The 13,469-nt window shown below is 68.6% G+C and carries 14 protein-coding genes; 6 read left to right on the forward strand and 8 right to left on the reverse strand.

What is annotated here, in order from left to right; translation table 11 throughout:
• Positions 1–12: 12 nt before the first annotated feature.
• The gene (locus DCN14_RS13655) at positions 13–996 is read right to left on the reverse strand and encodes a LysR family transcriptional regulator (RefSeq protein ID WP_096506508.1); all 984 of its coding nucleotides are present in this window, start codon (positions 994–996) and stop codon (positions 13–15) included.
• A gap of 100 nt (positions 997–1,096) precedes the next feature.
• On the opposite strand from DCN14_RS13655, the gene DCN14_RS13660 reads away from it, so the two are divergent.
• A complete protein-coding gene (locus DCN14_RS13660; RefSeq protein ID WP_096506507.1) occupies positions 1,097–2,338 on the forward strand; it encodes an MFS transporter in 1,242 nt (413 codons plus the stop codon).
• 428 nt (positions 2,339–2,766) lie between these two features.
• Positions 2,767–3,462 (forward strand): phosphatase PAP2 family protein, encoded by a 696-nt coding sequence (locus tag DCN14_RS13665; protein ID WP_096506645.1) that lies wholly within the window; start codon positions 2,767–2,769, stop codon positions 3,460–3,462.
• Between the two features lie 115 nt (positions 3,463–3,577).
• Here DCN14_RS13665 and DCN14_RS13670 read toward each other — a convergent pair whose 3' ends face one another.
• Positions 3,578–4,237: a glutathione S-transferase family protein gene (locus DCN14_RS13670; RefSeq protein WP_096506506.1), complete on the reverse strand. Its 660-nt coding sequence runs from the start codon at positions 4,235–4,237 to the stop codon at positions 3,578–3,580.
• A 129-nt stretch (positions 4,238–4,366) separates the two neighbouring features.
• Positions 4,367–5,437 (reverse strand): MBL fold metallo-hydrolase, encoded by a 1,071-nt coding sequence (locus tag DCN14_RS13675; protein ID WP_096506505.1) that lies wholly within the window; start codon positions 5,435–5,437, stop codon positions 4,367–4,369.
• Between the two features lie 180 nt (positions 5,438–5,617).
• On the opposite strand from DCN14_RS13675, the gene DCN14_RS13680 reads away from it, so the two are divergent.
• Entirely contained in the window at positions 5,618–6,526 is a 909-nt protein-coding gene (locus DCN14_RS13680) for an HTH-type transcriptional regulator ArgP (protein ID WP_096506504.1), read from the forward strand.
• A gap of 45 nt (positions 6,527–6,571) precedes the next feature.
• On the opposite strand, the gene ltaE is transcribed toward DCN14_RS13680, so the two are convergent.
• The 3 genes from ltaE to DCN14_RS13695 form a co-directional block, all read right to left on the reverse strand.
• Positions 6,572–7,585: a low-specificity L-threonine aldolase gene (gene ltaE / locus DCN14_RS13685; protein ID WP_096506503.1), complete on the reverse strand. Its 1,014-nt coding sequence runs from the start codon at positions 7,583–7,585 to the stop codon at positions 6,572–6,574.
• A 207-nt stretch (positions 7,586–7,792) separates the two neighbouring features.
• The gene (locus DCN14_RS13690) at positions 7,793–8,320 is read right to left on the reverse strand and encodes a hypothetical protein (RefSeq protein ID WP_115531397.1); all 528 of its coding nucleotides are present in this window, start codon (positions 8,318–8,320) and stop codon (positions 7,793–7,795) included.
• Between the two features lie 13 nt (positions 8,321–8,333).
• Positions 8,334–8,660 (reverse strand): hypothetical protein, encoded by a 327-nt coding sequence (locus DCN14_RS13695; protein WP_096507787.1) that lies wholly within the window; start codon positions 8,658–8,660, stop codon positions 8,334–8,336.
• A 525-nt stretch (positions 8,661–9,185) separates the two neighbouring features.
• On the opposite strand from DCN14_RS13695, the gene DCN14_RS13700 reads away from it, so the two are divergent.
• The 3 genes from DCN14_RS13700 to DCN14_RS13710 are packed head-to-tail and all read left to right on the forward strand — an operon-like array spanning position 9,186 to position 11,795.
• Positions 9,186–10,607, forward strand: coding sequence for a cytochrome ubiquinol oxidase subunit I (locus DCN14_RS13700; RefSeq protein WP_096507788.1), 1,422 nt, complete (start codon positions 9,186–9,188; stop codon positions 10,605–10,607).
• A gap of 29 nt (positions 10,608–10,636) precedes the next feature.
• Positions 10,637–11,644: a cytochrome d ubiquinol oxidase subunit II gene (cydB, locus tag DCN14_RS13705; RefSeq protein ID WP_096507789.1), complete on the forward strand. Its 1,008-nt coding sequence runs from the start codon at positions 10,637–10,639 to the stop codon at positions 11,642–11,644.
• Positions 11,616–11,795, forward strand: coding sequence for a hypothetical protein (locus tag DCN14_RS13710; RefSeq protein WP_096507790.1), 180 nt, complete (start codon positions 11,616–11,618; stop codon positions 11,793–11,795). The genes cydB and DCN14_RS13710 overlap by 29 nt, the downstream gene beginning before the upstream one ends.
• Before the next feature lie 86 nt (positions 11,796–11,881).
• On the opposite strand, the gene DCN14_RS13715 is transcribed toward DCN14_RS13710, so the two are convergent.
• A complete protein-coding gene (locus DCN14_RS13715) occupies positions 11,882–12,169 on the reverse strand; it encodes a helix-turn-helix domain-containing protein (RefSeq protein WP_096507791.1) in 288 nt (95 codons plus the stop codon).
• Between the two features lie 15 nt (positions 12,170–12,184).
• The gene (locus DCN14_RS13720) at positions 12,185–13,375 is read right to left on the reverse strand and encodes a HipA domain-containing protein (RefSeq protein WP_240327219.1); all 1,191 of its coding nucleotides are present in this window, start codon (positions 13,373–13,375) and stop codon (positions 12,185–12,187) included.
• Positions 13,376–13,469: the final 94 nt, after the last annotated feature.

Genomic DNA, 13,469 nt, shown 5'->3' on the forward strand with positions numbered 1-13,469 from the left:
GGCACCTGCCGCTCACGCATCGCGCCCTTCGACGAGTGCAGGCACGGCCTCGCGCATCATCGCGACGAAGCGCACGAGCCGCGACGGATAGAACTGCGCGTGCGGGTAGGTCATGTAGACCGGCAACGGCGCGGCCTGCCAGTCGGGCGCGAGATGCACGAGTTCGCCGCGCGCGAGATGGTCGGCCAGCATCCACGACGAACCGACGCACGCGCCGACCCCAAGCAGCGCCGCGCTGCGCAGCGCGTAGAGATTCGCGGTCGTGATGCGCGGACGAATCGCGATACGCCGCGTGTCGCCCGTGACGGCATGCGTCAGCGTCAGCTCGGTCCGGTAGTACGTGCGCAGCGCGAGCCACGGCAACGCGGCGAGCGCGTCGGGATCGGCGGGCACCTCGGCGCCGTTCAGCACGGACGGCGCGGCCACCACGAAGCGCGGCACCTTGGTCAGCCGGATCGCGACGACAGACGGGTCGGTCGGCTCGCCGACCTGGATCGCACAGTCGATCCCGCTGCCGACGAAATCCCGCACCTCGTCCTGCAACAGCCACTCCACCGATACGCGCGGGTAGTCGCGCAGAAACCGCGCGAGCGGCGCGACGAAGCGCTCCTGTCCGAACGCATGCGGCACCGCGACCCGCAGCAGGCCGTCGGGCTCCTCCTGCGCGCCGCGCAGGTCGGCTTCGAACGCCGCCCAGTTCGTCAGCAGTTCCTTCGCGCGCGTGAGACAGCGCTCTCCATCGACCGTCAACCGCATCGTATGGGTCGTCCGCTGCAGCAGCCGGACCCCGAGCGAGCGTTCGAGCGCCTGGAGCCGCCGGCTGATGGTCGGCTGGGTCGTGTGCAGTTGCGCGGCGGCGGCCGACAGGCTGCCGGCCTCGACTATGCGTACGAAGGTTTCCATCAACTCGAAACGATAGCCCGCGCCGTCGACGGGCACCGCCTGAATGCGCTCAGACCCGCCAGCAGCGGGCGAGGCAGGAATTTTCTCGGTCATGCGTGAAGCGTATAACAAATCTGCGCCGGGCGGCACTACCGCGGCCGGCTGCCAGTCGGCACACTCGCGTCCATTCGTTAGCCCAACAAGGATGTACGCGATGTCCACCCCGACCCGTCTCGACGCCGCGCCCCGCGCGGCCCATGCACCGGCCCATGCGGCCCATGCAACCGCCGCATCGATGCCCGATCGCCGGCTCGTGCTGCTGCTCGCGGCGGCAGCCGGCCTCGGCGTCGCGCCGCTCTACTATGCGCAGCCGATGCTCGCCGCCCTCGGCGCCGATCTCGGCGCGTCGGCGCGCGCGATCGGCTTCGTGCCGACGCTCACGCAGCTCGGCTATGCGCTCGGCATCCTGCTGCTCGCGCCGCTCGGCGACCGCTTCGACCGGCGCCGCGTGATCGTGACGAAGGCCGCCGCGCTGGTCGTCGCGCTGCTGCTCGCCGCGGTCGCGCCGTCGCTCGGGCTGCTGCTGGCCGCGAGCTTCGCGATCGGCCTGACCGCGACGATGGCGCAGGACGTCGTGCCGGCCGCCGCGACGCTCGCGCACGACACGCATCGCGGCCGCATCGTCGGCACGGTGATGACGGGGCTGCTGCTCGGCATCCTGCTGTCGCGCGTCGTCGCCGGATTCGTGGCGGAAACGGCCGGCTGGCGCGCGATGTTCGCGCTCGCGGCCGCCAGCGTCGCGGCGATCGGCGTCGTGGCCGCACGCGGGTTGCCGCGCTTCGAGCCGACCACGCAGCTGTCGTACCGCGCGCTGATCGGATCGCTCGCGGATTTGTGGCGCCGTCATCCGGCGCTGCGCCGCGCCGCGCTCGCGCAAGGGATGCTCGCCATCGGGTTCAGCGCGTTCTGGTCGACGCTCGCCGTGATGCTGCACGGCGCGCCGTTCCACCTCGGCAGCGCCGCGGCCGGCGCATTCGGCCTCGCGGGCGCCGCCGGCGCGCTGGCGGCGCCGATCGCCGGACGCCTCGCCGATCATCACGGCCCCGAACGTGTCACGCGCATCGGCATCGCGATCGCGACGGTGTCGTTCGCCGCGATGGCCGCCGCGCCGCTGATGACGCCGCATGCGCAACTCGCGCTGCTCGCCGTCGCGACGATCGGCTTCGATCTCGGCGTGCAGGCCACGTTGATCGCGCACCAGGCGATCGTCTACCGGATCGATCCCGCGTCGCGCAGCCGCCTCAACGCGGTGCTGTTCGTCGGCATGTTCATCGGGATGGCGGCCGGCGCCGCGCTCGGCAGTTCGTTGCTCGCGCAACTGGGCTGGAATGCGGTGATCGTGCTGGCCGTCACGACGTCGCTCGCGGCGCTCGCCGTGCGCATGTGGCGCCGGTAATTCCCGGCGTGGCGACCCAAAGGCGGGCAGGCCCACAGGGCTTGCCCGCCTTTTCTTTTTGTTTTCGTTCGACCCTGCGCGGCCCGGCGCAACGCGGCAGATCCGTGCGGCGCGCAGGCCGCATTCGAGCATCCGGTGCAAGGTTTGCGATCGCGCGGCGGATTACCTAGTTCAACCGATTATTTTTCGCCGATCCCGCGAGCGCTGCGCGCAACCATCAGAGGATTCGACATCGCCACGTCACATGGCCCTCTCCCATCCGGCCCCACTGGAAAAGCGCGTTTTATCAGGGGATTCCCGGTATTTTTTCCCATTTTCTTCGAAATTACCGATGACATACTTGCCCCCCATTGCGCTCCGGTGCGAGCGCGCTTCCTGATCCGGCCGGCCGCGCGTCATGCGCCGCGCGTCCGCCGGCGTCGCAGAACATGAATAATTTCGACACCACGATCCAGATCTTCCTGACCCGCATCACGCTCAGCCCGCTGATGAATCACGCGATCCGCGTGATCGCCGGCCTCTACACGTTCAAGGGCTTCGTGCTCATTCCCGTGCTGTGCTGGCTGTGGTTCCAGCCGGGGCCGCACCGCGAGCGGCAACGCGAGCTGGTCGTCGCGACGGTCGCGAGCGGGCTCGCCGCGCTCGCATTCGGCCGCCTGCTCGCCAAGGTGCTGCCGTTCCGTGTGCGGCCGATCTACAACCCCGATCTGCACCTGCACTTTCCGACCGCGGGGCTGCGTACCGCGACGCTGCAGACATGGAGCTCGTTTCCGAGCGATCACGCGATGCTGTGGATGGCGATCGCGGCCGGGATCTTCATCATCACGCGTCGCGTCGGCGTGCTCGCGCTGCTGTATGCGGCCGTGTTCATCTGCGTGCCGCGCGCGTATCTCGGCTATCACTATCCGACCGACCTGATCGCCGGTGCCGCGATCGGCATCGCGATCGCATGGCTGCTGACGCGCGACGCCATTCGCTCGCGCTTCGCGCCGCAGGTGCTGGAGGCGATCCGGCGCTTCCCCGCGCCGGCCTACACGCTCGCGTTCCTGCTGTGCTTCGAGCTGATCACGCAGTTCGACGAACTGCTGACGCTCGCGCAGTCGGTCAAGCACACGACGATGTAACGGGAAGGCGCCGCCATGCTTCCGCTCCTGTGGTCACGACGCACCCGTACCCGCTGCCGGCCCAGCGCGGCGACGTCGCGCGGTGCGCGTGCCGCCGCGCCCCTGGCCGCGCACGTCAGTCGCGATCGGGCGCGCCGAGCGGAAAGAACGAACGATACGGCCGCGCCTCGTCGACCGCCCGCGCAAACGACGGCCGCGCAAGCAAGCGCCTGCGATACGCGATCACGTTCGCGAACGACGGATCGATCCGGTGGGTCCAGTCCGCGTAGAACAGGAACGGGGCCGCGCCGCAGTCGGCGAGGCTGAAGCGGTCGCCGGCCGCCCATTCGCGATCGGCCATCTTCCGGTCGAGCCACGCGTACGACGTGTCGAGCATCGCGCGTGCATCGGCGACGCCGCGCGCATCGCGCTCGTGCGCCGGCCGCAGCGCGTCGTACACCACCTTCTGCTGCGGCGTCGACACGTAGTTGTCGAAGAAGCGATCCATCATGCGCGCCTCGAGTGCCGCGCGCGGATCGTCGGGCAACAGGCGCACGGGGCCCGGATGAGCGAGGCCGAGATACTCGATGATGATGGTGGCCTCGAACACGGTGCGCCCCGCGTCGACGAGCACCGGGAAGCGCTTCATCGGCCAGAGCGCGGCCAATTCCTGCATCGGCTTCGGATCGTCGTGCGCGAGCACGCGATATTCGAACGGCGTGCCGTTCTCGTATAGCGCGGTCAGCACTTTCTGGCAGTAGGACGAAAAGGGATGGGCGTAAAGCGTCGGCGTCATCGCATGGTCTCCCGGGTTTCGGCGCCGCGTCGTGCAGCGCCACGTGATCGGATACCTTGACGACGAGCGGCACCCGCCCGATTCGACATCGTTCCGATCATCTTTTCTCCGGCGCGCGGCACCGCACCGCTACGACCGGCCGTCCTTCACGACGCGCCCTTCGCCGCGCCAGCGCAGCATCCCGCCGCCCAGATTCGCGACGGCATCGAAGCCGGCTTTCAGCAGGATCACGGTCGCCTGCGCGGAGCGGCCGCCGGCGCGGCATACGGTCACGATCGGCCGGTCGCGCGCGAGCTCGCCGGTGCGCGCGGCCAGCTCGCCGAGCGGAATCGGCGTCGCGCCGGGCAGGTGGCCGAGCGGGCCGGTGAATTCGTCCGGCTCGCGCACGTCGACGATCTGCACGGCCGGCAGATGATCCTCGAGCCACTGCGGATCGATTTCCCAGAACCCGGCGAACGTATAGACGAGCGGCGCCCAGTCGGCCGATTGCTGCGCGGCGGGTGCGTTCTCGGCCACGCCGCACTGCAGGTTCGCGGGCACCGCGACGTCGATCTGACGCGGATGCGCGAGCCCGAGGTTGCGCATGTAGCCGGCGAAATCGTCTTCGCTGAGATCGCCGCCCAGGCGCGGATTGAAGCGCCGCTCCTCGCCGACGCTCGTCACCGTCAGCCCGCGATAGTCGTGCGCCGGATACAGCAGGCACGCCGCCGGCAGCGTGAAGAGCCGGCCGTGCACCGCGCGATACAGCGCGCGCGGGTCGCCCTGCTGGAAGTCGGTGCGGCCGGTGCCGCGAATCAGCAGGCAGTCGCCGGTAAACGCCATCGATTCGTCGTCGAGCACGAGGCTGATGCAGCCGCTCGTGTGGCCCGGCGTCGCGCGCACGGTCAGGTAGCGCGTGCCGAACGTGCAGCGGTCCCCGTCGTTCAGGTAGCGGTCCGCGCCCTGCGCGCCGCTCGCGGCCGAGATCGAGATCGCGCTGCCGGTGCGCTGCTTGAGCAGCCACGCGCCCGTCACGTGATCGGCATGCACGTGCGTGTCGATCGTCGCGACGAGCCGCAGGCCCAGTTCGTCGAGCAATGCCGCATCGCGGCGCACCTGCTCGAATACCGGGTCGATCAACAGCGCTTCGCGCGACGCGCGGTCGGCGAGCAGATACGTGTAGGTCGACGATTGCGGGTCGAAGAGTTGCCGGAAGATCATCGCGAAGTGGCTCCGTCGGCTGGGCGTGGCGGTTGCGCGGCCGGCCCCGCGTGCGCCGTCGCCGCGCGGGGCGCGCGTTCATACAGGGTAGTTCAAAACGCGCACGCCGCCCGGCCCGTCGCGCACGCTGCCTTACACTACCGGCTGTTCTCGTCTTACGTTCACAGGAATTGCGCCGACATGTCGATGACGATCGATCCGAAGCAGGCCGCCGCGCTGCTGGCCGTCGCCGACACGGGCAGCTTCGAGCAGGCCGCCGTGCGCCTGCACGTGACCGCGTCCGCCGTCACGCAGCGGGTCCGCGCGCTGGAGGCAAGCCTCGGCACGCCGCTCGTGCTGCGCACGCGGCCGTGCCGGCCGACGGTGGCCGGGCAACGCGTGCTGCAGCACCTGCGCCGCGTCGCGCTGCTGCAGGCCGACCTGCAAAGCACGCTCGCGACCGAGCGCGAATCGCCGATCTCGGTCACGATCGCGCTGAACTCCGACAGCCTCGGCACCTGGTTCCTGCCCGCGCTGACGTCCGTGCTCGCGGGCGAACGCATCCTGTTCGAGCTGATCGTCGAGGATCAGGACCATACGTTCGCGCTGCTCGAAAGCGGAATGGCCGTGGGCTGCGTGACGACCGAGCCGAAACCGATGCGCGGCTGCGCCGCGACACCGCTCGGCACGATGCGCTACCGGCTGCTCGCGGCGGCAGCCTTCGCGGGGCGCTGGTTTCCGCGCGGCCTGAATCGCACGAGCGCGCGCGATGCGCCGGTCGTCGCATATTCGCGGCGCGACACGCTGCAGTCTGCATTCCTGAAGGAGAAGTTCGGATTGCCCGAAGGTGCGTATCCGTGCCACTACGTGCCGGGCACGCACGCGCATTTCGCGGCGGTGCGGCACGGGCTCGGCTACGCGATGGTGCCGGAGCCGCTGATCGGCGGCGCACCGCTCGACGCGCAGGGGCTCGTCGATCTCGCGCCCGCGCATCCGACCGACATCACGCTTTACTGGCATGCGTGGACCGTGCAATCGCCGACGATGGCGTCGCTGTCCGCGCGGGTCGTCGAAGCGGCGCGCCGGTTGCTCGCGCCGCTGCCGACGTGACGTGAAACGAGGTGCCGCGCGTCGCGCACGGCACCGTCGGGGACGTTACGCGCGCCGCTGCGCGAAATACGCGCCGACCGCATCGATGAAGGTATCGATGTCCGCGCGCGACACGTCGCAATGCGTGACGAAGCGCGACGCGTACAGCATCTGCGTGAGAATCCCGCGCGCCTTCAGCCATGCCTCCAGCGGCGCGCAATCGGCTTCCGGGAATTGCGCGAACACCATGTTCGTCGCGTGCGACAGCACCTTCACCGGCTCGATGCGCGCGAGGCCTTGCACGAGATGCGCGGCATTCGCGTGATCGTCGGCGAGCCGCTCGACGTTGTGGTCGAGCGCATACAGGCAGGCCGCCGCGAGAATGCCCGACTGCCGCATCCCGCCGCCCAGCACCTTGCGCCAGCGCTGCGCGCGCTCGACCAGCGCGCGATTGCCGACCAGCACCGAACCGACCGGCGCGCCGAGCCCTTTCGAGAAACAGATCGACACGGTATCGAAGGGCGCGCACAGCTCGGCGATCGTGCGGCCCGACGCGACGGCCGCATTGCACACGCGCGCGCCGTCGAGGTGCGCGGCCAGCCCGCGGCCGCGCGCGAACGCGACGGCTTCCTGCACGTAGCCTTCGGGCAACACCTGGCCGCCGATCGTGTTTTCGAGCGCGAGCAGGCGCGTGCGCGCGAAGTGATTGTCGAGCGGCTTGATCGCCGCGGCGATCTTCGCGAGCGGCAGCGTGCCGTCGGGTGCGTTCTCGATCGGCTGCGGCTGGATGCTGCCGAGCACCGCCGCTCCGCCGCCTTCGTACTTGTAGGTGTGCGCGAGCTGGCCGACGATGTATTCGTCGCCGCGTTCGCAATGGGCCATCAGCGCGGCCAGGTTGCTCTGCGTGCCGCTCGGGAAGAACAGGCCGGCTTCCTTGCCCGCCCGCTCGGCCGTCACCGCCTGCAGGCGCAGCACGGTCGGGTCGTCGCCCCATACGTCGTCGCCGACTTCGGCGGCAGTCATCGCGGCCAGCATCGCCTGGCTCGGACGTGTCACGGTATCGCTGCGTAAATCGATCATCTGCGTGTCCTGAGTAAACGCGGACCGGAACCGATGCGCCCGGCCCTGCCGAAACGAGACTCAGAGTGTACGCAATTCGCGCGGCGCGTGCCGATGGGGCCGACGCGCAGCGGCGACGCGAGCGCGCGCCGCCGGCGAACGGGATGACAACGCCCGCTGCGCTGCGCCCCGCGCCGGCACGGCTGGCATGCGGGGCGGCGTCGTCAGTCAATAACGCGGCGGCGGCGGCTGAATGCCCGCCGGCGGCATCGGCGGCGCCGAGGGCTGCGCGCGCCCGCCGTATCCGCCGCTCATCCCGCCCGGCACCGGCACGCGGTTGCCGGATGCGTACATGCACTGCAGGTACGCATAGTCGTAGCGGCGCTGGATGTCGTACGCCGAGCCTTGCGCGGCGCCCGCGCCCACGACGCTGCCCGCGAGCAGCCCGGCGCCCGCGCCGACCGCGGCGCCGGTGCCGCCGTTGAACGCCGCGCCCGCCGCCGCGCCGAGCGCGGTGCCGACGGCCGCGCTGCCGAGCGCGCTCGCGGTCGAGGCCTGTCCGGCGCTCACGCCGCCCGATTGCTGGAATGCGTATTGCCGGCAGTTCGCGTCGTCGACCCGGAACTGGTCGAACGATTTGCCGGTGCCCGGCAGCGCCATCACGCTCGGGCCGGCCGGCATGTACGCGCACGCGCCGAGCAGGCCGGCCAGCGCCAGCACGGCCGGCGCACGCAGGGATCGAATTGCCTGGTTCATCGTCGGGCCTCCCTCATTGCGGCCGCGCCGGCACCGATCGCCAGCCCGACTTGCAGGTCTTCACATACGGGTAGTAATGCCGCGACGCGTCGCAGTAGTACCAGAGGTTCGCGTCGCCGCCCGCCTGCGGCTGATCCTTCTCGACGTACTCGGGCGGCGGGCCGGGATCGACCGGCACCGCGACGACGGGCGGCGGGTAGTAATACGGCGCCGGCACGACGGGGTAGTAATACGGGTAACCGGGGCCGACATAGACCCCGACCCGGGCGGCATGCGCCACGCCGCCCGTCGCGACGGCCACCGCGGCGGCCGCGCCCAGCGCGAGCTTCAATCCATTCACGTCACGTTCTCCGGCAGGACGGTTCGTCGATACGAACCCGATACGTCGAACGCTACGCCGCGCGCGATCCGGCATCCATTACGGGCACGCGCGCAATTGTTGCGCGACGTTACCCGTGTGACAGACACGGGCCGCGCGGCCCGCCGGCACGGCGTCGTGCGTTACACGCTAATGCGTGGAAACGGATTCGCGCGGATCTGAACGGGCCGAAGGCCCGCGCCGGCCGCGTGCGGCTCCGTTGCGCGCGGCGGGTGCGGGTACGCCGCATCGTTCCGATGATGCGACGCGCCATATTGACGCACGTGCGGCAGACCGCCACGCCGCGGCCGCGCGCGTCGCGCACCGCGTTCTTGATACGAATCAACGATTTATCCCGAAATAGCCCGCGGCAGTCTGGACATCTGCGACGAGTTGGCACATTTCGCGGCGCACCATCGCGACCCATACTCCAGCCAACCCCGATGCCCCGTCGGCCGGGGTCCGCCGGCACCCGCCGGCGGGTATCGTCAGCCTCGGTCAACTGGTATGGACACCGCATTTTCGGCCTTCGATCTGGCCCGCCTGCAATTCGCGTTCACCGTCTCCTTTCACATCGTCTTCCCGGCGCTGAGCATCGGCCTCGCCAGCTTCATCGCCGTGCTCGAATATCGCTGGCTGAAGACCGGCAAGCAGTACTACAAAACGCTGTGCCTGTTCTGGTCGAAGATCTTCGCGGTCGCGTTCGGGATGGGCGTCGTCTCCGGCGTCGTGATGAGCTATCAGTTCGGCACCAACTGGTCGGGCTTCTCGAGCTTCGCCGGCTCCGTCACCGGCCCGCTGCTGATGTACGAGGTGATGACCGCGTTCTTCCTCGAAGCCGGCTTCCTCGGCATCATGCTGTTCGGCTGGAATCGCGTGAGCCCGCGCGCGCACTTCGGCGCGACGCTGATGGTCGCCGTCGGCACGCTGATCTCGACGTTCTGGATCCTCGCGTCGAACAGCTGGATGCAGACGCCGCAGGGCTTCGAGATCGTCGACGGCCGCGTCGTGCCGACCGACTGGTTCGCGATCATCTTCAACCCGTCGTTCCCGTACCGCCTGTTCCACATGGCGATCGCCGCGTTCATCGTCGCCGCGCTGGTGGTGGCCGCGACCGGCGCATGGCACCTGCTGAAGGGCCGCCGCGACAAGGGCGTGAAGAAGATGTTCTCGATGGCGCTGTGGCTGCTGCTCGTGCTCGCGCCGCTGCAGGCCGTGATCGGCGACCAGCACGGCATCAACACGCTGAAGCACCAGCCCGCGAAGATCGCCGCGATCGAAGGGCTGTGGGACACCGAGAAGGGCGGCACCGCGCTCAACCTGTTCGGCATTCCGGACATGAAGGCGGAAACCACGCGCTACGCGGTGAAGGTGCCGCACCTCGGCAGCCTGATCCTCACGCACAGCTGGGACGGCGAGATCCGCGGGCTGAAGGATTTCCCGCCGCAGGACCGCCCGAACTCGACGATCGTGTTCTGGAGCTTCCGGATCATGGTCGGCCTCGGCTTCGCGATGATCGGCCTGGCCGCGCTCGCGTGGCTGCTGCGCCGCCGCGGCAGCCTGTATGAATCGAAATGGTTCCAGCGCTTCGCGCTCGTGATGGGCCCGACCGGTTTCGTGTCGCTGCTCGCGGGCTGGGTGACGACCGAAGCCGGCCGCCAGCCGTGGGTCGTGTATGGCGTGATGCGCACCGCGCAGGCCGTGTCGCCGCTGTCGGTGCAGCAGGTCAGCCTGTCGATGATGACGTTTGTGATCGTGTACTTCCTCGTGTTCGGCACCGGCGTGTACTACATGCTGAAGCTGATGAAGGCCGGCCCCGCGCTGCCCGACGCGCCGCACGACCCGAAACACGACCTGCCGGACACGCGCCCCGATCACACCGCGCGCCGCCCGCTGTCGGCCGTCGACGAGCTGATCGAGACCGTCTGAGCCCATCCATTCCGCATACGAGAAAACCTATGGACGTCACCGTAATCTGGGCCGCGATCATCGCATTGGGGCTCTTCATGTACGTCGTGCTCGACGGCTTCGACCTCGGCATCGGCATCGTCTTCCCGTTCTTCCCGGACGAGAAGGAACGCGACCTGATGATGAACACCGTCGCGCCCGTGTGGGACGGCAACGAAACGTGGCTCGTGCTCGGCGGCGCCGGGCTGTACGCGGTGTTCCCGATCGTCTATTCGACGGTGCTGTCGGCGCTGTATCTGCCGCTGATCTTCATGCTGGTGTGCCTGATCTTCCGCGGCGTGTCGTTCGAGATCCGCGCGAAGGCGCGCCGCACGAAGCAGCTGTGGGATCTCGCGTTCATCGGCGGCTCGGCCGGCGCGACGCTGTTCCAGGGGATCGCGCTCGGCGCGTTCCTGCAGGGCATCGACGTGAAGGACGGCGTGTATGCCGGCGGCGCGTTCGACTGGCTCACGCCGTTCAGCCTGCTGACGGGCCTCGGCCTGATCGTCACGTATGCGCTGCTCGGCTGCTGCTGGCTCGTCGCGAAGACCGAAGGCGACGTGCAGCGCCGCCTGCATCGCGTGGTGTGGCCGCTGACCGTCGTGCTGCTCGGCTTCATCGCGGTGATCAGCCTGTGGACCCCGCTGCAGGATCCGGCCATCGCGCAGCGCTGGTTCGATTCGGGGCTGTTCTGGCGCCTGCTGCCGGTGCCGTTCCTGGTCGCCGGATGCGCGGTGTGGATGCGCCGCGCGGTGCGCGACCGGCACGACATGACGCCGTTCGTGCTCGCGCTGGCGCTCGTGCTGCTGGGCTACGTCGGCCTGCTCGTCACGCTGTTCCCGTATGCGATTCCGCAGACGATGACGATCTGGGAAGCGGCCGCGCCGCGTTCGAGCCAGACCTTCACGCTGGTCGGCGCTGCGGTTATCCTTCCGATCATCATCGCCTACACGACGATGGGTTACTGGGTATTCCGAGGCAAGGTGCGCCATGAAGACCAGCATTACTACCACCACTGATTCCGCCGCCGGCCAGCCCGGCGCCCCGCGCCCGAAAATGCGCGGCTGGATGTGGTTCGTCGTCCTGTGGGCGGGCGGCGTGCTCGGCGCCGTCACGCTCGGCTATGCGTTCAAGATCTTCATGAACCTGACGCTGTTTGCGGTGAAGTAGGCCGCGCGGCCGGCTTTCCATCCAGATGTGCGCGCATCCGTCGATCGCCCGACGGGTGCGCCGCCTCCCCGCCGCGCCAGTACCGGCTATTGCGGCGCGCGCCGCACGACACCAAGCTTCAATCCCAGCATGCCGAATATGCGGTTCATCGTCTGGACCGTTCCGTCGCTGCGACCCTGTTCGATATCCTGAATCGTCTTCGTCGATACGCCGGCGAGCTTGGCCATTTCGGCGCTCGTCAGCCGCATCGTCTTCTTCAGATGACGCACCGACTCGTGCAACGGCCATTCGGGATGCGCGAGAACGTCTTCGATCGCCTGGCGCCGCAGCGCAAGCTGTTCGGGAAGCGACATCGCGTTGTAGCGTTTGTCCATGGTGTCGCGTCCGTGCTAGCGCAGCCTGTCCAACTCGCGAGCAAGACGCTCGAGACCGGGTTTCAGAAAGGCATGCACGTCGTGTTCCAGACCGAGATCGACACCGTGATCGGCGATCTCCTGCAAATGCGGCGCCATCGCATGCAGGCGTGTCTGCAATGCGTGACGATCCAGCGCGACATGCGTGTCCCCCGCCTGCGGTTCGCTTGCCCGGACAACGGCATCGAGTACCCGCGCCCAGTCCGGTCGGCCATCGTCATTGCCTTCCCAACGAATGCAGCGCGCAATGCCGTCCGGATGAAGATACATCGGCGCGAAATCGTATAGCGGCGTCAGCGCGACACGTCCGTCGAAGTCTCGTTGCACGGCCGTGTTGCGCGCATGATTGTCCTTGTTGCCGAGCGCAAGGTTTGCCACATCGCGACACAGATATTCGGCCACCTCGGATTGAGGATCCGTGCATCGACGCACGAGGTGCCGGCACACTTCGTCGTGACTCGGCACGACACCGAAGCCGGCCTTGCCCGTGAGCGAAGCGATGCTCTCCTGGCCAAACCGAACGACATTGCCGGCGCGTCGCGCGCGATCGAACCGCGGGATGAACAGCGACCGATCCCGCAGCATCAGCGGCGCATGCACACGCAAGCCAAGACGCCGAGCCAATGCCATGTACGGCGCTTCATGCCGCAGGATCTGTGCAAGGCGCTCGTTCGTGCCGCGTCCGAACTTGACGATGTAATGCTCGACCGCGCGCTCGTCGGGCAACGTGTGATCGAGATAAAGCAATCCGTCGTCGGCGCGAGTCAGCAACAGCTTCGGCCACTCGCCCTGCACGCCCGAGGAACCCGCCACGAAAAATCCGTGCTCGGCGAGATATTCGCTGAATGCGTCACCGCGTGCGGCAACATCGTCGTCCGTAAATCCTTGCCGCGGTCCTCCGCGCTCCGCGAGCCACTGCGCGGCTTCCTTGATCCGCAAGTTGCCGATCGAGTTTCCGGCTCCCGTGAGCAGCAACGCCCAGTCGGCGCGCGCCTCCGCCGTTTCGGGAAGATCGAGTCGACGCAGCAGTTCCCGCCGGCCGAACCCTTGCGGCAGCAAATCGATCAGGAACACGGGCCAATGGGACGTCACCAGCGGCTCGAGGTCGACCGGAAAGGGCACGATATCGCGCGCGCGTCGCGGGCGAACTGATGACGAACGATCCATTCGATGTCGTAGCCCGCGTAGGCGCGGCCGCGCCACCCTTCGTCCGGTTCTCCGAACAAGGTGACGCCGCCGACGTCACGCCAGACACCGTCGG

Source organism: Burkholderia sp. IDO3, assembly GCF_003366075.1.
Taxonomy (GTDB): domain Bacteria; phylum Pseudomonadota; class Gammaproteobacteria; order Burkholderiales; family Burkholderiaceae; genus Burkholderia; species Burkholderia anthina.